19 protein-coding genes are annotated in these 18,870 nt (G+C 69.4%); 14 read left to right on the forward strand and 5 right to left on the reverse strand.

What is annotated here, in order from left to right:
* Positions 1-20: 20 nt before the first annotated feature.
* Positions 21-677: a futalosine hydrolase gene (mqnB, locus tag ETP66_RS00275; protein WP_130839504.1), complete on the forward strand. Its 657-nt coding sequence runs from the start codon at positions 21-23 to the stop codon at positions 675-677.
* 36 nt (positions 678-713) lie between these two features.
* On the opposite strand, the gene ETP66_RS00280 is transcribed toward mqnB, so the two are convergent.
* Both ETP66_RS00280 and fumC read right to left on the reverse strand, forming a co-directional pair.
* On the reverse strand, positions 714-1,328 hold the full coding sequence (locus ETP66_RS00280) for a superoxide dismutase (RefSeq protein ID WP_130839506.1): 615 nt from the start codon (positions 1,326-1,328) through the stop codon (positions 714-716).
* 72 nt (positions 1,329-1,400) lie between these two features.
* Positions 1,401-2,798, reverse strand: a complete 1,398-nt coding sequence (fumC, locus tag ETP66_RS00285) for a class II fumarate hydratase (RefSeq protein WP_130839508.1) — start codon at positions 2,796-2,798, stop codon at positions 1,401-1,403.
* Between the two features lie 162 nt (positions 2,799-2,960).
* On the opposite strand from fumC, the gene ETP66_RS00290 reads away from it, so the two are divergent.
* From ETP66_RS00290 to cimA, 6 genes are all read left to right on the forward strand, one after another.
* Positions 2,961-3,923 (forward strand): YpdA family putative bacillithiol disulfide reductase, encoded by a 963-nt coding sequence (locus tag ETP66_RS00290; protein ID WP_130839510.1) that lies wholly within the window; start codon positions 2,961-2,963, stop codon positions 3,921-3,923.
* A gap of 166 nt (positions 3,924-4,089) precedes the next feature.
* Positions 4,090-5,778: a biosynthetic-type acetolactate synthase large subunit gene (ilvB, locus tag ETP66_RS00295; protein WP_130839512.1), complete on the forward strand. Its 1,689-nt coding sequence runs from the start codon at positions 4,090-4,092 to the stop codon at positions 5,776-5,778.
* Entirely contained in the window at positions 5,775-6,287 is a 513-nt protein-coding gene (gene ilvN, locus ETP66_RS00300) for an acetolactate synthase small subunit (RefSeq protein WP_130839514.1), read from the forward strand. The genes ilvB and ilvN overlap by 4 nt, the downstream gene beginning before the upstream one ends.
* Positions 6,284-7,297 (forward strand): ketol-acid reductoisomerase, encoded by a 1,014-nt coding sequence (gene ilvC / locus ETP66_RS00305; RefSeq protein ID WP_130839516.1) that lies wholly within the window; start codon positions 6,284-6,286, stop codon positions 7,295-7,297. The genes ilvN and ilvC overlap by 4 nt, the downstream gene beginning before the upstream one ends.
* A gap of 56 nt (positions 7,298-7,353) precedes the next feature.
* The gene (locus ETP66_RS00310) at positions 7,354-8,922 is read left to right on the forward strand and encodes a 2-isopropylmalate synthase (RefSeq protein ID WP_130839518.1); all 1,569 of its coding nucleotides are present in this window, start codon (positions 7,354-7,356) and stop codon (positions 8,920-8,922) included.
* A gap of 34 nt (positions 8,923-8,956) precedes the next feature.
* Positions 8,957-10,537 (forward strand): citramalate synthase, encoded by a 1,581-nt coding sequence (cimA, locus tag ETP66_RS00315; protein ID WP_130839520.1) that lies wholly within the window; start codon positions 8,957-8,959, stop codon positions 10,535-10,537.
* Here cimA and ETP66_RS00320 read toward each other — a convergent pair.
* From ETP66_RS00320 to ETP66_RS00330, 3 genes are read right to left on the reverse strand one after another with little or no spacing between them, the layout of a single operon-like run.
* On the reverse strand, positions 10,518-11,042 hold the full coding sequence (locus tag ETP66_RS00320; RefSeq protein WP_130839522.1) for a Uma2 family endonuclease: 525 nt from the start codon (positions 11,040-11,042) through the stop codon (positions 10,518-10,520). The genes cimA and ETP66_RS00320 overlap by 20 nt on opposite strands.
* A gap of 7 nt (positions 11,043-11,049) precedes the next feature.
* On the reverse strand, positions 11,050-11,826 hold the full coding sequence (locus ETP66_RS00325) for an ABC transporter permease (protein WP_130839524.1): 777 nt from the start codon (positions 11,824-11,826) through the stop codon (positions 11,050-11,052).
* A complete protein-coding gene (locus tag ETP66_RS00330; RefSeq protein ID WP_130839526.1) occupies positions 11,823-12,824 on the reverse strand; it encodes an ABC transporter ATP-binding protein in 1,002 nt (333 codons plus the stop codon). Before ETP66_RS00330 ends, ETP66_RS00325 begins: the two co-directional genes overlap by 4 nt.
* Before the next feature lie 23 nt (positions 12,825-12,847).
* Between ETP66_RS00330 and ETP66_RS00335 the strand changes: the two genes are divergently transcribed.
* The 7 genes from ETP66_RS00335 (at position 12,848) to ETP66_RS00365 (ending at position 18,864) form a co-directional block, all read left to right on the forward strand.
* A complete protein-coding gene (locus ETP66_RS00335; protein WP_201738430.1) occupies positions 12,848-13,630 on the forward strand; it encodes an ABC transporter permease in 783 nt (260 codons plus the stop codon).
* 10 nt (positions 13,631-13,640) lie between these two features.
* Positions 13,641-14,240, forward strand: a complete 600-nt coding sequence (gene plsY, locus ETP66_RS00340) for a glycerol-3-phosphate 1-O-acyltransferase PlsY (protein ID WP_130839529.1) — start codon at positions 13,641-13,643, stop codon at positions 14,238-14,240.
* Between the two features lie 152 nt (positions 14,241-14,392).
* On the forward strand, positions 14,393-15,076 hold the full coding sequence (gene bshB1 / locus ETP66_RS00345; RefSeq protein ID WP_130839531.1) for a bacillithiol biosynthesis deacetylase BshB1: 684 nt from the start codon (positions 14,393-14,395) through the stop codon (positions 15,074-15,076).
* A 43-nt stretch (positions 15,077-15,119) separates the two neighbouring features.
* The gene (gene argF / locus ETP66_RS00350; RefSeq protein ID WP_130839533.1) at positions 15,120-16,025 is read left to right on the forward strand and encodes an ornithine carbamoyltransferase; all 906 of its coding nucleotides are present in this window, start codon (positions 15,120-15,122) and stop codon (positions 16,023-16,025) included.
* Positions 16,026-16,139: 114 nt separating this feature from the next.
* Positions 16,140-17,180 (forward strand): N-acetyl-gamma-glutamyl-phosphate reductase, encoded by a 1,041-nt coding sequence (gene argC, locus ETP66_RS00355; protein WP_130839955.1) that lies wholly within the window; start codon positions 16,140-16,142, stop codon positions 17,178-17,180.
* Positions 17,171-18,316: a bifunctional glutamate N-acetyltransferase/amino-acid acetyltransferase ArgJ gene (gene argJ / locus ETP66_RS00360; protein ID WP_130839535.1), complete on the forward strand. Its 1,146-nt coding sequence runs from the start codon at positions 17,171-17,173 to the stop codon at positions 18,314-18,316. Before argC ends, argJ begins: the two co-directional genes overlap by 10 nt.
* A gap of 89 nt (positions 18,317-18,405) precedes the next feature.
* Entirely contained in the window at positions 18,406-18,864 is a 459-nt protein-coding gene (locus tag ETP66_RS00365) for a hypothetical protein (RefSeq protein WP_130839537.1), read from the forward strand.
* Positions 18,865-18,870 lie beyond the last annotated feature (6 nt).

Consider the following 18,870-nt stretch of genomic DNA (forward strand, 5'->3'; position numbering starts at 1 on the left):
TCGGCGAGGGCTCTTGGGCCGTGCGGTGGCTCCTCCTTTCCCCCACGCCCCTCGAGGCCCCCTTCCTCCAGGGGGAGCCCTTCGCCTTCCTGGGGCGCAGGGGACTCAGGGGCGAGGGGTTCCTTTACCTGGAAACCGGGATCGGCAAGGTGAACGCCGCCCTCACCCTGGCGGCCTGGGCCTCGAGGCACCCGGTGGAAAGGGCCCTCCTCTTCGGCCTCGCCGGGGCCTACCCGGGCTCGGGCCTGGGGGTGGGGGAGGCCGTCCTGGTGGGGGAGGAGGTGGAGGCGGACCTGGGGCTTCGCGGGGGGCTTGAGCCCCTGGGGTTCCCCGCCCTGGTCCTCCAGGGAAAGCCCTTTTACAACCGCTTTCCCCTGGACCCTGGCCTCACGGGGGAGCTGGCCCAGGCCCTGGGCCTTAAGGTGGCGGTAGGCCTCACCCGGGACCTGGTCTCGGAAAGCCCGGAGGAGGCGGAGGCCCTCGCCCGGCGGTGGGGGGCCCAGGTGGAGAGCATGGAGGGGGCGGCCTTCGCCCGGGCCTGCCTGGCCCTGGGGGTGCGGGGGGCGGAGCTCAGGGCCATCTCCAACCCCGCCGGGGTGCGGGATAAGGGGGCCTGGCGGGTGCGGGAGGCGGTGGAGGCCTTGGAGGAGGCGGTGAAGGGCATCCTAAAAGAGTAGCCCGGGGCCAAGGGCCCCGGGCCGAAGGGGTTGGCCTTAGCCCCGCCTGTAGATCTCCTCCGCCTTGTCCCAGTTGATCGCGTTCCAGATGGCCTGCAGGTAGTCCGCCCGGCGGTTTTGGTACTTCAGGTAGTAGGCGTGCTCCCAGACGTCGATGCCCACGATGGGGGTGAAGCCCTCCATGATGGGGTTGTCCTGGTTGGCGGTGGAGAAGACGTGGAGCCGGCCGAAGGGGTCCTTGGCCAGCCAGGCCCAGCCCGAGCCGAAGCGGGCCATGGCCGCCTGGGTGAGCTTTTCCTTGAGGGTCTGGAAGCCGCCAAACTGCTCGTCAATGGCCCTTTTCAGCTCCCCCACGGGCTCCGTGGCCCCTCCCGGGGTGAGGAGTTCCCAGAAGAGGCTGTGGTTCAGGTGGCCGCCCCCGTTGTTGCGCACCGCCGCCTGGATGTCCGCGGGGAGGGCGGCGAGGTGCCTCAGGAGCACCTCCACCCCGGCCCCGTGCAGGTAGGGGTGCTTCTCCAGGGCGGCGTTGAGGTTGGTCACGTAGGCCCCGTGGTGCTTCTGGTGGTGGATCTCCATGGTCTTGGCGTCGATGTGGGGCTCGAGGGCCTCGTAGGGGTAGCCCAGCTCGGGCAGCTTGAACGGGTACGGCATACTTCACCTCCCGCCCCTCACTATAAGGAGCCTCCCCACCTTGGGGGTGGGGCTTCTCACAAAGGCAGGCCCCTACCCCTCGTGGGGCTTGGCCAGCCTCATGGGCACCACGATGCGGTCGAACGCCTCCTCCGTGAGGTAGCCCAGCTCTAAGGCAGCTTGCTTCAGGGTCTTCTTTTCCTTGATGGCCTTCTTCACGATCTCCGCCGCCCTGTCGTAGCCGATGGCCTGGTTGAGGGCCGTGGCCAGCATGGGGTTCTTCTGGAGATGTTCCTCGATCCGCTCCAGGTTGGGCTCCATGCCCTGGGCCAGGTGCTCGTTGAAGGACTCCATGGCCTCGGCCAGGAGCTTGATGGACTCCAGGGCCGCGTCCATCATCACGGGCTTGTAGACGTTCAGCTGGAAGTTCCCCTGGCTGCCCGCGAAGGCCACCGCATGGTCGTTGCCGAAGACCCGCACCACCACCATGGTGAGGGCCTCCACCTGGGTGGGGTTCACCTTGCCGGGCATGATGGAGCTTCCGGGCTCGTTGGCGGGGATGAAGAGCTCCCCGATGCCCCCGTAGGGCCCGGAGGCCAGCCAGCGGATGTCGTTGCCGATCTTCATGAGGGCCCCGGCCAGGGTCCTGAGGGCCCCCATGAGGTGCACCAGCTCGTCGTGGGCGGCGAGGGCGGCGAAGCGGTTTTCCGCCACCCGGAAGGGGAGGCCCGTTTCCTCGGCCAGGTACTGGGCCACCAGCTCACCAAAACGGGGATGGGCGTTCAGGCCCGTGCCCACCGCCGTGCCCCCGATGGCCAGGTTATAAAGTCCTTTTTCCGCCTCCTTGACCATGGCCAGGGTGTTCTTGAGCTGGGCGGCCCAGCTTCCCACCTCCTGGCCCAGGGTGATGGGCACCGCGTCCATGAGGTGGGTGCGGCCCACCTTGACGATGCCGTCAAAGGCCCTGGCCTTCGCCTCAAAGGTCTGGATGAGCCCTTCCGCCGCCGGGTAGAGGTGCCGGTGGAGGGCAAGGGCGGTGGCCACGTACATGGCGGTGGGGAAGGTGTCGTTGGAACTCTGGCCCCGGTTCACGTGGTCGTTGGGGTGGACGTGCTTGGAGCCCAGGGGGTGCCCCAGGAGCTCCGAGGCCCGGTTGGCGATGACCTCGTTGGCGTTCATGTTGGTCTGGGTGCCCGAACCCGTCTGGAAGACCACCAGGGGGAAGTGGTCGTCCAGCTTCCCCTGGATGACCTCCTCCGCGGCCTGGATGATGGCCCTCGCGATCTCCTCGGGGAGCTCCCCCAGCTCCAGGTTGGCTCTGGCCGCCGCCTTCTTCAGCAGGCCGTAGGCGCGGATCACCTCCAGGGGCATGCGGAAGCGAAAGGCCCCTATTTTGAAGTGCTCCAGGGAGCGCTGGGTCTGGGCCCCCCAGTAGCGGTCCGCCGGCACCCTCACCTCGCCCATGGTGTCCCGCTCGATCCGGTATTCCATAGGGCACCTCCAGCCCGATTTTACGCCTCCCCCTGGCGGCGTACCCGGGGCCGCCCGGCCGGGACCCCCTCCGGCGGCCGCGGGGTGGGGAGGGCGCCTTGGGCCCCGGTTGGTGGGCCGTCCCACGGGAGAAAACCCGCGGGTCGGCGTAAACTTGGGGGCGTGGTGGACGTCCTCGTGGTGGGGGCGGGGCCCGTGGGCCTGGCCGCGGCCCTGGAGGCCAAGCGCCTGGGCCTCGCCCACCTGGTCCTGGAAAGGGGGGCGGTGGCGGAGACGGTCTACCGCTTTCCCCGGCAGATGGTCTTCTTCTCCGAGTCCAAACACCTGGAGATCGGAGGCCATCCCCTGGTGGCCCACGGGCCCAAGCCCACCCGCCTCGAGGCCCTGCTCTACTACCAGAAGGTGGCGGAGCGGGAGGGGCTTCGCATCCTCCCCTACACGGAGGCGGTGGGGATCGAGGGAGGGGAAGGGGACTACCGGATCTTGGCCCGGGACCGCAAGGGGGAAAAGGTCTTCGCCGCCCGCTACGTGGTCCTGGCCACGGGGTACTTCGGCAACCCCAACCGCCTGGGGGTGCCGGGGGAGGGGCTGCCCCACGTCCTCCACCGTTACGAGGAGGCCTTCCCCTTCTTCGGGCAGAAGGTGGCGGTGGTGGGGGGGAGCAACTCCGCGGTGGAGGCGGCCTTGGACCTGTACCGGGCGGGGGCCCGGGTCACCCTGGTGCACCGGGGGAAGTGGGTACGGCCCAGCGTGAAGTACTGGCTCCTCCCCGACTTCGAGAACCGGGTGAAGGAGGGGAGCATTCTGGCGGTGATGGAGGCCCGGGTGAGGGCCATCACCCCGGAGGGCCTCCTCTTGGAGAGGCCTTCGGGGGAAGCTTTCCTGGAGGCGGACTTCGTCCTGGTCCAGATCGGCTACCGGGCGGAGGACCACCTCCTGAAGGCGGCCCAGGTGGCCTACGAGGGGGAGAGGCCCCTCCTCTCCCCCGAGTTCGAGACCAGCCGCCCGGGCCTCTTCGCCATCGGCTCCTGCGCCTTTGGGCCGGATACCCGTTCGGTCTTCATCGAAAACGGGCGGGAGCACGCCAGGCTGGCCCTGGCCGCCATCGCCCGGCGGGGCTATTGACAGCCTTCACAAGGGGCGCTAGCATGGGGTGCAAGATGCGCTTCGGCCTCACCCTATCCCTAGGCCTGGTCCTAATCGTAGGGCCAGGGGGGGGCGGGGTGTAGCGGTTTAGGGCGCATCCACAACCCCCCGGAGAACCCGGGGGGTTTCCGTTTAGGAGGGGGCGATGAAGGGAGCGGAGGCACTCTTAAGGGCGCTGGAAAGGGAGGGGGTGGAGGTGGTCTTCGGCCACCCGGGGGGGGCCATCATGCCCGTCTACGACGCCCTCTACGACAGCCGGATCCGCCACATCCTGGTGCGGCACGAGCAGGGGGGGGTGCACGCGGCCACCGCCTACGCCCGGGCCTCGGGCCGGGTGGGGGTGGTGATGGCCACTTCGGGCCCCGGGGCCCTCAACCTGGTCACCGGCCTGGCGGACGCCCTCATGGACTCCACGCCCCTGGTGGCCATCACCGGGAACGTGCCCCGGGCCCTCATCGGCACCGACGCCTTCCAGGAGGCGGACGTCACCGGGGTCACCATGCCCATCACCAAGCACAACTACCTGGTGCAGGACGTGAACGACCTCCCCCGGGTGGTGCGGGAGGCCTTCCACATCGCCGCCACCGGCAGGCCGGGCCCGGTCCTCATCGACATCCCCAAGGACGTGCAGCTCGCCGAGTTCACGGGGAGCTTCGAGGTGGTGCCCGACCTCCCCGGGTACAAGCCCACTACCAAGGGCCACCCCAAGCAGATCGAGCGGGCCCTAGACGCCCTGGAGAAGGCGGAAAGGCCCGTCCTCATGGTGGGGGGCGGGGCCCAGCACGCCCACGGGGAGCTTTTGGCCTTTGCGGAAAGGACGGGCCTCCCCGTGATCACCACCCTCATGGGCCTGGGGGCCTTCCCCGGGAACCACCCCCTTTGGCTGGGGATGCCGGGGATGCACGGCACCGTGGCCGCCAACCGGGCCCTCCACCACGCGGACGTGATCCTGGCGGTGGGCCTCCGCTTCGACGACCGGGTGACGGGGAAGGTGGCCCGCTTCGCCCCCCACGCCCACACCATCATCCACGTGGACATCGACCCCGCGGAGATCGGCAAGCTGGTGCGCACCCACGTGCCCATCGTGGGGGACTCGAGGCTCGTCCTGCGGGAGATGCTCAAGGGGGCCAAGCCCCTGAGGCTGGCCGCCTGGTGGCGGGAGCTGGAGGAGTGGCGCACCCGCCACCCCTTGCGCTGGCGCCCCAAGCCCCACCTGCAGAGCCAGGAGGTGATCCGGGCCTTCCACGAGGCCACGGGGGGGCGGGCCATCGTCACCACCGGGGTGGGGCAGCACCAGATGTTCGCCGCCCAGTTCTTCCCCGTGACCCGGCCCCGGAGCTTCCTCACCAGCGGGGGCCTGGGCACCATGGGGGTGGGCCTGCCCTTCGCCATCGGGGCCAAGGTGGCCCGGCCCGAGGAGCTGGTCATCGACTTCGACGGGGACGGCTCCTTCCAGATGACCCTGCAGGAGCTGGCCACCCTGGTGAAGTACCGGCTGGACGTCAAGGTGGTGATCCTGAATAACGGCTATTTGGGCATGGTGCGCCAGTGGCAGGACCTCTTCCACGCCCGGCGCTACTCCGAGGTCTACCTGGCGGACTCCAACCCCGACTTCGCCAAGCTGGCGGAGGCCTACGGCGTCCAGGGGGTGAAGGTGGAGCGGAAGGAGGACCTCATGCGGGGGGTGGAGGCGGTCCTCGCCGCCAGCGGCCCCGTGGTGGCGGAGTTCAAGGTCTACCAGGAGGAGGGGGTCTTCCCCATGATCCCCGCAGGGGGGGCGGCGGAGGACATGATCATCGAGCACCCCGCGGAAAGGGAGGAGGTGGGGGCGTGAGGCACATCATCTCCGTCCTGGTCCAGGACCACCCCCGGGTGCTGAACCGCATCACCGGCCTCTTCGCCCGGAGGGGCTTCAACCTGGAGAGCCTGGCGGTGGGCACCACCCACGTGCCGGGGCTTTCCCGCATCAGCCTGGTGGTCTCCGGGGACGACCGCACCCTGGAGCAGGTGGAGAAGCAGCTGAACCGGCTGATCGAGGTCCTGAAGGTCACCGACCACGCCGAGCCCCACGTGGAGCGGGAGCTTTGCCTGGTGAAGGTGCACGTGGCCGGGGTGGAGGAAAGATTGGCGGTGAAGGACATCCAGGAGGCCTTCCGGGCCCGGGTGGTGGACGTGGCCCAGCGGAGCCTGATCCTGGAGCTCACCGGGGACTCGGGGAAGATAGACTCTTTCCTGGAGGCCTTAAGGCCCTACGGGATCCTCGAGGTCATGCGCACCGGAGCCGTGGCCATGAGCCGCGGGGAGCGCACCCTCAAGGTCAGGGAAAAACGGGAGGCGGTATGAAGATCTACTACGAGCACGATGCGGACCTAGGCTTCATCCAAGGCAAGAAGGTGGCGGTGCTGGGCTTCGGCTCCCAGGGGCACGCCCACGCCCTGAACCTACGGGACTCCGGGGTGGACGTGCGGGTGGGGCTCAGGCCCGGCTCCAGGAGCGCTGCCCGGGCGGAGGCGGCGGGGCTTCGGGCGCTGCCCACCCCCGAGGCGGTGCGGGAGGCGGACGTCGTCATGGTCCTCCTCCCCGACGAGACCCAGGGAAAGGTGTACCGGGAGGAGATCGAGCCCAACCTCAAGGAGGGGGCGGCCCTGGCCTTCGCCCACGGCTTCAACGTCCACTTCGGCCAGATCCGGCCCCGGCGGGACCTGGACGTCTGGATGGTGGCCCCCAAGGGGCCGGGCCACCTGGTGCGGAGCGAGTACCAGAGGGGAAGCGGGGTCCCCGCCCTGGTGGCGGTGCACCAGGACGCCTCCGGTTCCGCCTTCCCCACCGCCTTGGCCTACGCCAAGGCCATCGGGGCGGCCCGGGCCGGGGTCATCCCCACTACCTTCAAGGACGAGACGGAGACCGACCTCTTCGGGGAGCAGGCGGTGCTCTGCGGGGGGCTTACCCGGCTCATCCAGGCGGGGTTTGAAACCCTGGTGGAGGCGGGCTACCCCCCGGAGATGGCCTACTTTGAGACGGTGCACGAGGTGAAGCTCATCGTGGACCTCATCTACGAGGCGGGGCTTAGGGGGATGCGCTACTCCATCTCCAACACCGCGGAGTACGGGGACTACACCCGGGGCGACCTCGCCGTCCCCCTGGAGGAGACCAAAAGGCGGATGCGGGAGATCCTGCGCCAGGTCCAGACGGGGGAGTTCGCCCGGGAGTGGATGCTGGAGAACCAGGCGGGCCAGCCCGTCCTGGAGGCGGGCCGCAAGCGCTGGGGGGCGCACCCCATCGAAGAGGTGGGGGCTAGGCTGCGGGCCATGATGCCCTTCCTGCGGGCGAGGGTACTGGAGGAGGTGGGCTAGCCAAGGCGATAAGGCCCCCCTCCTGGGGGGGTTGGTGTTTTGAGGGAGGGAGGAAGATGGAAGAGCGGCACATCCGGATCTTTGACACCACGCTGAGGGACGGGGAGCAGAGCCCAGGGGTGGCCCTTTCCCTGGACCAGAAACTGGAGATCGCCCACGCCCTGGCCCGGCTCGGGGTGGACATCCTCGAGGCGGGCTTCCCCGTATCCGGGCCCTTGGAGTTCGAGGCGGTAAGGCGGATCGCCGAGGAGGTAAGGGGCCCCGTCATCGCCGCCCTGGCCCGCACCCACACCCTGGACATCGACCAGGCGGCCAGGGCCCTGGAAAAGGCGGAGAAGCCCAGGATCCACGTCTTCACCTCCGCCTCCAGGATCCACCTGGAGCACATGCTGAGGAAGACGGAGGAGGAGGTCCTGGAGATGGCGGACCGGATGGTCCGCTACGCCCGGCGCTACGTGGACGACGTGGAGTTCAGCGCCCAGGACGTGATGCGGGCGGACTGGGACTTCGTGAAAAGGCTCTACGAGGTGGCCATCGAGGCCGGGGCCACCACGGTCAACATCCCCGACACCACGGGCTACGGCACCCCCGGGGAGTACGGGGCCCTCATCCGGCGCATCCGCGACGAGGTGGTGCGGGGCCGGGAGGTGGTCATCTCCACCCACACCCACGACGACCTGGGCCTGGCCACGGCCAACGCCCTGGCGGGGATCGAGAACGGGGCGGGCCAGGTGGAGTGCACGGTGAACGGCATCGGGGAGCGGGCGGGGAACACCTCCTTGGAGGAGGTGGTCATGGCCCTCTACGTGCGCCGGGACTGGTACCGGGCCTACACCCGCATCAACACCCGGGAGATCTACCGGGTCTCCCGCCTGGTGGAGCGCTACACCGGCATGCCCGTGCCCCCCAACAAGGCCATCGTGGGGGACAACGCCTTCGCCCACGAGTCCGGCATCCACCAGGACGGGGTCTTGAAGCACCGCTCCACCTACGAGATCATGGACGCGGAGCTCATCGGCAGGCGGCCCGCGGTGATCGTCCTCGGCAAGCACTCGGGGCGGGCGGCCTTCAAGAAGGCCCTGGAGGACCTGGGCTACGGGGACCTCGGCGAGGAAGACCTCAAGCTCCTCTTCGCCCGCTTCAAGGAGATCGCCGAGAAGAAGGGCCCCCTCTCCGCCGAGGAGCTCCAGGCCCTGGTGGAGAGCGAGCGGGAGCCCGCCTCCCACTTCTTCGCCCTGGAGCACGTGCAGTTCTTCTCCGGCTCGGGGCTCCTGCCCACGGCCACGGTGAAGGTGAAGACCCCGGAGGGGGTGAAGGTGGCCACCCACACCGGGGACGGGCCGGTGGACGCGGTCTACAAGGCCATCCAGGAGGCCATCGCCCTCAGGCCGGAGCTGGAGCTCTACCGGGTGGAGGCGGTGACGGGCTCCACCGAGGCCCTGGGCCAGGTGACGGTGCGGTTGCGCCTGGGGGAGCTCCAGGCGGTGGGGGTGGGGGTCTCCCCGGACATCATCGAGGCCTCGGCCCGGGCCTTCCTGGACGCCGCGGGGAAGCTGGCCTCGGGCCGGGCCACCCGCCACCCCCCCTCCCTGGCGGAGGTGCAGGCCGGGGGCGCGGGGTCCTAGGGCCCAGGTGGCCTGCGCCGCCAAGGGGGGCCGGATGGTGGAGATCCTGGACACCACCCTGAGGGACGGGACGCAAGGGGAGGGGATCAGCCTCTCCGTGGACGACAAGGTGGCCATCGCCAGGCGCCTCGCCGCCTTCGGCATCCCCCTCATCGAGGGGGGCTGGCCGGGGTCCAACCCCAAGGACGCGGAGTTCTTCCGGCGGATGAAGGGGGTGGACCTGGGGGAAGCCCGCCTCGCCGCCTTCGGGGCCACCAGGCGGAAGGGCCTCCTCCCCGAGGAGGACCCCTCGGTCCTGGCCCTCCTGGAGGCGGACACCCCGGTGGTGGTCCTCTTCGGCAAGAGCTGGACCCTGCACGTTTTGGAGGCCCTGGAAACCACCCTGGAGGAGAACCTCCGCATGGTCCGGGACACGGTGGCCTTCTTCGCGAAGCGGGGCAAGCGGGTGGTCTACGACGCGGAGCACTTCTTCGACGGGTACAAGGAGGACCCCGGCTACGCCCTGGCCACCCTGGAGGCCGCCCGGGAAGGGGGGGCGGACACCCTGGTCCTCTGCGACACCAACGGGGGCACCCTCCCCGAGGAGGTCTACGCCATCACCAAGGCCGTGGTGGAGCGCTTTCCCGGGGTGAGGGTGGGCATCCACCCCCACAACGACGCGGAGCTGGCGGTGGCCAACGCCCTGGCGGCGGTCAGGGCCGGGGCCACCCACGCCCAGGGCACGGTCAACGGGTACGGGGAGCGGTGCGGCAACCTGAACCTCACGAGCTTCCTCCCCGCCCTGGTCTTCAAGTACAAGATCCCCGCCCTACCTCCGGAAAGGCTGAGGGAGCTTAAGGAACTTTCCCACTTCGTGGACGAACGGGCCAACCAGACCCCGAACCGCCGCGCCCCCTACGTGGGGGAGGCGGCCTTCGCCCACAAGGCGGGGGTGCACGTTTCCGCGGTCCTCAAGAACCCCCGCACCTACGAGCACATTCCTCCGGAGTGGGTGGGGAATAGCCGCCGCTTCCTGGTGTCCGATGTGGCGGGGCGCTCCAACCTCCTGGCCAAGCTCCAGGAGCTGGGGGTGGATCTTTCCAGGGAGGAGGCCCAGCGCCTCCTGGACGAGGTCAAGGCCCTGGAGTACGAGGGCTACGCCTTCGAGGGGGCGGAGGCCAGCTTCTACCTCCTGGCCCACCGCCTTAGAGGGGGACGCCTGCCCTTCAGCGTGGAGGGGTTTTCCGTCTTCGTCCACGGCTCGGGCCTCGCCGCCGCCTGGGCCGAGGCCACGGTGCGGGTCAGGGTGGGGGAGAGCCTGCAGCACACCGCCGCCGAGAGCCCCTCGGGGCCGGTTTCCGCCCTGGATAAGGCCTTCCGCCAGGCGGTCTTGCAGTTTTACCCGGAGCTGGCCGACGTGGAGCTCACCGACTACAAGGTGCGCATCCTGGCGGGCCAGGAGGCGGGGACGGGCTCAGGGGTGCGGGTGATGGTGGAGATGCGCCGGGGTGGGGAGCGCTTCGGCACCGTGGGGGCCAGCGAGAACATCCTCGAGGCCTCCCTCAAGGCCCTCACCGAGGGCTACGCCTACGCCCTCCTCTACCCGGTGGGGGAGGCTACGCCCAGGGGAGGCTGACCTCCGGGAAGTGGAGGGGGCTTGCCGCCTCGGTGGGGGAGAGGAGGCGGATGGCCCGGTACCGCCCCTCACGGGGCTCGCGGTAGACCTCCAGGAGGTCCTCCTTCAGGTTCACCAGCCAGACCTCGGGGATCCCGGCTTCGGCGTAGAGGGGAAGCTTCACCTCCCGGTCGAACCCCAAGGAGGTGTCGGCCACCTCGATGAGGAGGAGGACGTCCTCGGGCGTGGGGTGCCGATCCCGATAACGGCTGAGGGGGGGCTTGAGCACCAGGAGGTCCGGCTCGGGTTCGGAGTCCTCGCAAAGCCGTAGGGGGTTTTGCACCATGATCACCGCTTTACCCCTCAGGGCCTCCTGCAAACGCTCGTCCAGTTGGGCAACCGCGAAGGCGTGCTTGGGTCCAATCGGGCTCATCTGGTAGACCTCTCCCCTTAAAAGCTCCACCCGAGGGACATCCCGGAAGGCCCGCTCAAACTCCTCCACGCGAAAGCGGTAGCGGGTGGCCATACCCTCATTATGCTCCTTGGCCCGAGTAGTGCTTTAGCCCCATGCGCCACAAGAGCCGCCCGAGGAGGAAGAAGGCCACCCCCCAGAGGAGCATCACCCAGACGCCGGGGAAGAGGGCCACCTCCTGCCCCGCCAGGAGGGCGGCGGGCAGGTAGACGAGGTAGGGGAAGGGGGTGAGGAGGGCGAGGTGCCGGAGGGGTTCGGGGAAGACCTCCAGGGGGGCGATGGTCCCCGAGAGGAAGAGGAGGAGGAGGAAGAAGACCTCCTCCAGGGCGCTGGCCCGCTCGCTCCAGAAGGCCAGGAGGGCCACCGCGTACTGCATGAGAAAACGGAGGAGGAAGGCCAGGAGGGTGAAGAGGAGCCCGAGGAGGAAGGGGAGGGGTTCCGGGGTGAAGCGGGCCTCGGGGAAGAGCCAGAAGAAGAAGAGGGTGAGGAGGACGACGAAGGGGAGCCGGGCCAGGCGCTCCGCCGCGTGGGCCGCCAGGTGGACGAAGAAGGGGTCCAGGGGCCTCAGGAGGTGGAAGGAGAGGCGGCCTTCCACCACGTCCCGCTCGAACTCCCAGACCACCCAGACCACCGTGGCCTGGCGCACCAGGAAGACCATGAGGAAGTAGCGGGCGAACTCCCCCGGGCTTAAGGGGAAGTCCCCTCCCCGGGCGGCCTCGGTCCAGACCCCGAGGAGGATGAGGGGCAGGGCCCCCGCCAGGGCCCATAGGAAGAGCTCCGCCCGGTACTCCAGCATGTAGGCCAGGTAGACGGAGAGGAGGGTTCTGGCCTTCCTCATGCCCCCTCCGCCGGGACCGGATTCTGGAAGACCCGGGCGATGACCTCCTCCAGGGGGGGCTCCCGGACCTCGAGGTCCTCCACGGGAAGCCTATTGAGGATCTCCCCCACCCTTTCCGTGAGCCTCTCCCGGGGTACCAGGAGCCTTGCTTCCCGCCCCTCCAGCTCCCGCACCTCCCCGAAGGGGGCCAGGGCCTCCCGGGGGAGGGGTGCTTTCAGGGTGAGCCCCACCTCCCGGTAAGGGGCGAAGCGCTCCAAGAGCCCTTCCAAGGCTCCGTCGTAGAGGAGCCTTCCCTGGTGGATGACGAGGACCCTCTCGCAGAGGGCGGCGATGTCCGCCATGTAGTGGCTGGTGAGGAGGACCGTGGCCCCAAAGCGCCGGTTGTACTCCCGCACGAACTCCCGCACCGCCACCTGGGCGTTCACGTCCAGGCCCAGGGTGGGCTCGTCCAGGAAGAGCACCTGAGGCCGATGGAGGAGGGCCGCCAGGAGCTCGGCCTTCATCCTCTCCCCCAGGGAGAGCTTGCGCACCGGCTGGTGGAGCTTTTCCGTGAGGGCCAGCATCTCGGCGAGCTCCAGTACCCGCCTTCGGAACTCGGCCTCGGGGATCTCGTAGATGGCGGCGTTCAGGCGGAAGGTGTCCACGGCGGGCAGGTCCCAGATGAGCTGCTGCTTGTTGCCCATCACCAGGGTGATCTTTTTCAAGAAGGCCTTCTCCCGCCGCCAGGGCACGTGCCCCGCCACCAGGGCCTGGCCCCTTGTGGGGTGAATGAGGCCGGTGAGCATCTTCAGGGTGGTGGTCTTGCCCGCCCCGTTGGGGCCGAGGAACCCCACCACCTCTCCGGGATAGACGGCAAAGGAAACCCCTTCCACCGCTTTTACCGTGCGGTAGTTCCGGAAGAAGAAGTGGCGCAGGGTGGCGAGGAGGCTTTCCCCCTTGAGGGCCACCTGGTAGTGCTTGGTGAGGTCCTGGGCCAAGACGGCGGGGGCCTCGCGCACCTTTCCAGTCTACCCGTGGTGTAATGGCCCCTGTGCGCTACCTCCGGGTCTTCCTCCTCTTCCTGCGCTTAAGCCTGGCGGCGGAGATGGAGTACCGCCTCAACTTCCTCCTGGGCCTCCTCTCCTCGGGTCTCACCCTTTTGGGCGCCCTCTTCGGCCTTCTCCTCCTCTACCAGGGGGGGTACCGGCCCGGGGGGTGGGCCTTCGAGGAGGCCCTTTTGGTCCTGGCGGCCTTCACCCTTTTGCAGGGCTTAGGGAGCACCCTTTTTGCCCCCAACCTCAACAAGATCGTGGAGCACGTGCAGCAGGGCACCCTGGACTTCGTGCTCCTGAAGCCCCTGGACCCCCAGTTCTGGCTCTCCCTGCGCTCCTTCTCCCCCTGGGGCCTGGGGGACTACCTCCTGGGGTTCGGGCTCCTCCTCTACGCGGGGGGGCGGCTGGGCCTAGGCCCCGGGGACTACCTCCTCTTCGCCCTCTACTGGGCCCTGGGGGCGGCCATGCTCTACAGCCTCTGGTTCCTCCTGGCCACCACCAGCATCTGGTTCGTGAAGATCTACAACGTCACCGAGGTCCTCAGGGGGCTTCTGGAGGCGGGGCGCTTTCCCGTGGGGGCCTACCCCGCCCTCTACCGGGTCTTCTTCACCTTCGTGGTGCCCGTGGCCTTCCTCACCACCGTGCCCGCGGAGGCGGCCTTGGGCCGGGGGGAGGGGGTCCTCTGGGCCCTGGCCCTGGCGGCCTCCCTCCTCCTCCTCGCCCGGGGGTTTTTCCGCTTCGCCCTCCGCAGCTACACCTCCGCCAGCAGCTAAAATCCTACCCATGGCGTCCGCGCTTTTGGCCCTCGTGTTGGCGTACCTCTTCGGGTCCGTGCCCTCCGGGGTGCTGGTGGCCCGGGCCTATGGGGTGGACCTCCGCCGGGTGGGCTCGGGGAACATCGGGGCCACCAACGCCCTGAGGGCCCTGGGGCCGGGCCCTGCCCTGGCGGTGGCCCTCTTCGACGCCTTCAAGGGCGGCATCGCCGTCCTCCTAGCCCGGGCGGCCGGGGTGGAGGGGGCCCTCCTGGGCGGCGTGGCCCTGGCGGCGGTCCTGGGGCACAACCACTCCCTCTTCCTCCGCTTCCGGGGGGGGAAGGGGGTGGCCACCAGTTTCGGCACCCTCCTCTTCCTGGACCCCGCCCTGGCCCTGTGGACCTTTCCCATCGGGGTTTCCGTGACCCTCCTCACCCGGTACGTGTCCGCGGGGAGCCTGGCCGGGGGGGTGGCGGCCGTGGTCCTGGCCCTGGCCCTGGGGCGGCCCCCCTGGCTCCTCCTCACCGTGGCCCTCATGGCCCTCCTCGTCTTCTGGACGCACCGGGACAACCTGAGGCGGCTTCAGGCGGGCACGGAGAGGCGGCTGGGCGAGAGGGCCGAGATTCGCTAGACTCGAGGTGTGGAGCCGAAGGAAATCCTCGCCCTATTGCGGGCTCAGGCGGCTACCCCTCGCGCTTTGGGGGTTCGGGAACTGGGATAGCGTGGTCCGCAAGGTTCCCGAGTTGAGCGCTTTTTTGCGAGGCCTTTTGGAGGGGGAGGGCCGTGCTTGACCTTCTGGTCCTCGCCCCCCACCCCGACGACGGGGAGCTGGGGTGCGGGGGCACCCTGGCCCGGGCCAAGGCGGAAGGGCTTTCCACCGGCATCCTGGACCTCACCCGGGGGGAGATGGGCTCCAAGGGCACCCCGGAGGAAAGGGCGAGGGAGGTGGCCGAGGCCAGCCGCATCCTGGGGCTGGACTACAGGGGCAACCTGGGCCTGCCGGACGGGGGGCTTGCCGACGTGGCGGAGCAGCGGCTTTCCCTGGCGGCGGCCCTGAGGGGGCTTCGTCCCCGGGTCGTGCTGGCCCCCCTCGAGGCCGACCGCCACCCCGACCACACCGCAGCGAGCCGCCTGGCGGTGGCGGCGGTGCACCTGGCGGGCCTCGGTAAGGCCCCCCTGGAGGGGGAGCCCCACCGGGTGGAAAGGCTCTTCTTCTACCCGGGAAACCACCCCTTCACCCCCAGCTTCCTGGTGAAGATCTCCGCCTTCATCGACCGGTGGGAGGCCGCGGTCCGGGCCTACAAAAGCCAGTTTTCCGGGGAGGGGGTAAGCGAGACGGTGGGGCCCAAGGGGGTGGAGGCCCGGCGGGCCCTCCGGCGCCACTGGGGGAACTACCTGGGGGTGGACTACGCGGAGCCCTTCGTGAGCCCGCTGCCTGTGCTGTGCGTGCCCTGGAGCCGGGCGTAGGGCCTTGCATAACTTTGCAGGCTTGGGGTATCCTGGAGGCCTCATGGCGGGAGACGCCCTCACCCGGCCCAAGGACCTTCTGGACTTCTCGGCCTACGGCCCCAAGGAGGTGGAAAGCCTCCTGCTCCTGGCGGAGGGCCTCAAGCGGGAGCGCTACCGGGGGGAGGACCTGAAGGGCAGGGTCCTGGCCCTGCTCTTCGAAAAGCCCTCCTTGCGCACCCGCACCACCCTGGAGGTGGCCATGCTCCACCTGGGGGGGCACGCCCTCTACCTGGACCAGAAGCAGGTGGGGATCGGGGAACGGGAGCCGGTGCGGGACGTGGCCAAAAACCTGGAGCGCTTCGTGGAAGGGATCGCCGCCCGGGTCTACCGCCACGAGACGGTGGAGGCCCTAGCCCGCCACGCGCGGATTCCCGTGGTGAACGCCCTCTCCGACCGGGCCCATCCCCTGCAGGCCCTGGCGGACCTTCTCACCCTGAAGGAGGCCTTCGGCGGGCTTTCGGGCCTGGAGGTGGCCTGGGTAGGGGACGGGAACAACGTCCTCCACTCCCTCCTGGAGGTGGCCCCCCTGGTGGGCCTCAGGGTGCGGGTGGCCACCCCCAGGGGCTACGAGCCCGACCCCTCTTTGCTGCGCAGGGCGGGGGCCCTCCTCACCCACGATCCCAAGGAGGCCGCCTTTGGGGCCCACGCCCTCTACACCGATGTCTGGACCAGCATGGGCCAGGAGGAGGAGCGGGAGCGGCGCCTCCGGGACTTCCAGGGCTTCCAGGTGAACGGGGAGCTCCTGGCCCTCCTCCACCCCCAAGGCCTCTTCCTCCACTGCCTCCCGGCCCACTACGGGGAGGAGACCACGGAGGAGGCGGTCCACGGCCCCAGGAGCCGGGTCTTCGACCAGGCGGAAAACCGCCTGCACACCGCCAAGGCGGTCCTCCTCGCCCTGCTAGGCTAAGGGTATGGTGCGGATCCCATCCCTCTTCCCGAGGGCGCTATGGGCGCCTCGCCGCCCCCAAGGCCCCCGGTGGAGGCCTCGAGGGGGCGGGGCCCGGAGGGCGTCGTGGTAAGGGTGGGCCTCCTGGGGGCCTCGGGCTACGGGGGAGGGGAGCTCCTCCGGCTTCTGAAGGCCCACCCCGGGGTGGAACTCGTGGGCTTCTCCAGCCGCAAGCACCAGGGGAAGCCCCTCGCTGCCGCCTGGCCCCAGCTTTGGGACGAACGGCCCTTCGCCTCCCAGGAAGAGGTCCTGGAGCGCTCTGAGGTGGTCTTCCTCGCCCTTCCCAATGGCCTGGCCATGGAAATCGCCCCCAGGGCGCTGGCGATGGGCAAGCGGGTCATCGACCTCTCCGGGGACTTCCGCCTGCCCCCCGGGGTCTACGAGGCCTGGTACGGCATCCCCCACCAAAGCCCCACCCTTTATCGGGAGGCGATCTACGGCTTGCCCGAGCTCCACCGGGAGGAGATAAGGGAGGCGCGGCTCGTGGCCAACCCCGGCTGTTACGTGACCGCCGCCACCCTGGCCCTGGCCCCCCTGGCGGCGGCGGGGGCCTTGAAGGGCGCCTTCGTGGTGGGCTTAAGCGGGGTTTCCGGGGCCGGGCGGGAGGGGGAGGGCACCTTCTACGCCGAGGTGAACGAGAACCTCAAGCCCTACAGGGTGGGGGGCACCCACCGCCACATCCCGGAGATGGAGCGAAACCTAGGCCGCCTCCTGGCCCAGGGCCGCCCGGTGCGGACCCACGGGGAGGCCGGGGAGGTCCGCCTCGCCTTCACCCCCCACCTGGTGCCCATGACCCGGGGCATCCTGGTGACCGCCGAGGCGGAGGTGGAGGGGGATTGGCGCCAGGAGGTTTTGGACGAGCTCTACGGGGACTTCTATGCCCGGGAGCCCTTTGTGCGGGTGTTGCGGGAGGCTTTGCCGGAGACCAAGGGCACCTACGGCTCCAACCGGGTGGACCTCAAGCCCCTCTACGAGGCGCGCACGGGCCGGGTCCTGGTCTTCGCCGCCCTGGACAACCTGGTGAAGGGCATGGCGGGGCAGGCGGTGCAAAACCTTAACCTCATGATGGGTTTCCCCGAAGAGACGGCGCTGCCCAAGGAGGGTCTATGGCCGTGAAGCTCCCCAGAGGTTTCCGTGCGGGGGCCACCCGGGCGGGCATCAAGCCTTCCGGCAAGCCGGATCTGGCCCTTTTGGTTTCCGGCCTGCCCGCGGCTTGGGCCTATGCCGCCACGCGGAACCGGGCCGCGGCCCCCTCGGTCCAGCGGGGGCGGGAGCTTTACGCCTCGGGAAGGGCCCTGAGGGCGGTGGTGGTGAACGCGGGAAACGCCAACTGCGCCACGGGGGAGCGGGGGTTTTCCGACGACCGGAGGATGGCGGAGGCCGCCGCCCGACGGCTTGGGGTGGTTCCCGAGGAGGTCCTCACCGCCTCCACCGGGGTGATCGGGGTCCCCCTGCCGGTGGAGAGGGTGGAGGGGGGCCTCCCCCAGATCCCCCTCACCCCGGAGGCCGACGCCTTCGCCGAGGCCATCCTCACCACGGACCTGGTGCCCAAGGTGGCCGAGGCCGAGGTGGCGGGGGCTCGCATCGTGGGCGTGGCCAAGGGCAGCGGCATGATCCACCCCAACATGGCCACCCTGCTGGCCTTCCTGGTGACGGACGCCCGCGTGCCCCAGGAGGCCCTCAGGGAGGCCTGGCGGGGGGTTGTGGACCGCACCTTCAACCAGGTGACCGTGGACGGGGACACCTCCACCAACGACCTGGCCCTCCTCATGGCCAACGGCGCCTACGGCGAGGTGCCCTTAGGAACCCTCCTGGAGGCGGTGGAGGGGGTGGCGAGGGAGCTCGCCCGCAAGATCGCCCGGGACGGGGAGGGGGCCACCAAGCTCATGGCCGTGCGGGTGGTGGGGGCGGCCACGGAGGAGGAGGCCCGGCGGGCGGCCAGGGCCATAGCGGGAAGCGCCCTCTGGAAGAGCGCCCTTTACGGCAACGACCCCAACTGGGGCAGGATTCTAGCCGCCCTGGGGAACTCCGGGGCCCGGTTTGACCCCCTCAGGGTGCGCATCGCCCTGCAGGGAATCCCCCTCTATGCGGGGGAGGCCCTGCCCTTCGACCGCCGGGCGGCGGGGGAGGCCATGCGGGCGGAGGAGGTGGAGGTCCTCGTGGACCTGGGGGAAGGGAAGGGGGAGGGGGTGGCCTGGGGGTGCGACCTCACGGAGGGGTACGTGCGCATCAACGCCCTGTACACCACTTGACGGAAAGAACGGTTTTGATAAGATGAAATAGGCCCGGTGTAGTAGGGCATGGGCGCTCCCTATCTCTGGGCCGGCTCAGGAGGTGTATGATGAAAAAGCTCTTTTTGGCAGTCCTGCTTGCTCTCGGTTTAGCCTTTGCGCAGTCCCCGTATGCGGGCGGGCATCTAGGCCTGTTTGGTGGCGGTGGGGTCAACCTTTTTAACATCGGCTTGCATGCGGGAATGCCTCTGGGGCCTGGGATGCCCGAGGTGAGGGCAGGGCTTGACTTTACCTCGGCAGCAGGGGTGCTTATAACCGGTTTTAGCGGCGATGTCCTCTTGCCGTTGGCTGTGCCTGACCTGCCTGCCACGCCTTATTTGGGTGCCGGGGCCAATTTCTGGCTGTTCGCAGGCAACACCGACTTCGGCGTGCATGGGACCTTGGGGATCCGGGCCTCCTTACCTGGAACCCCTGTGGTGGGGTTTGTAGAGTTCCAGCCCACCTACGCTTTTGGCGGGGGTGGGGCCTTCCTCTACTACCTGAAGGTCGGGGCTAACTTCGGCTTCTGATTTTCC

The sequence above is a fragment of the Thermus thermamylovorans genome (assembly GCF_004307015.1).
Lineage (GTDB): Bacteria > Deinococcota > Deinococci > Deinococcales > Thermaceae > Thermus > Thermus thermamylovorans.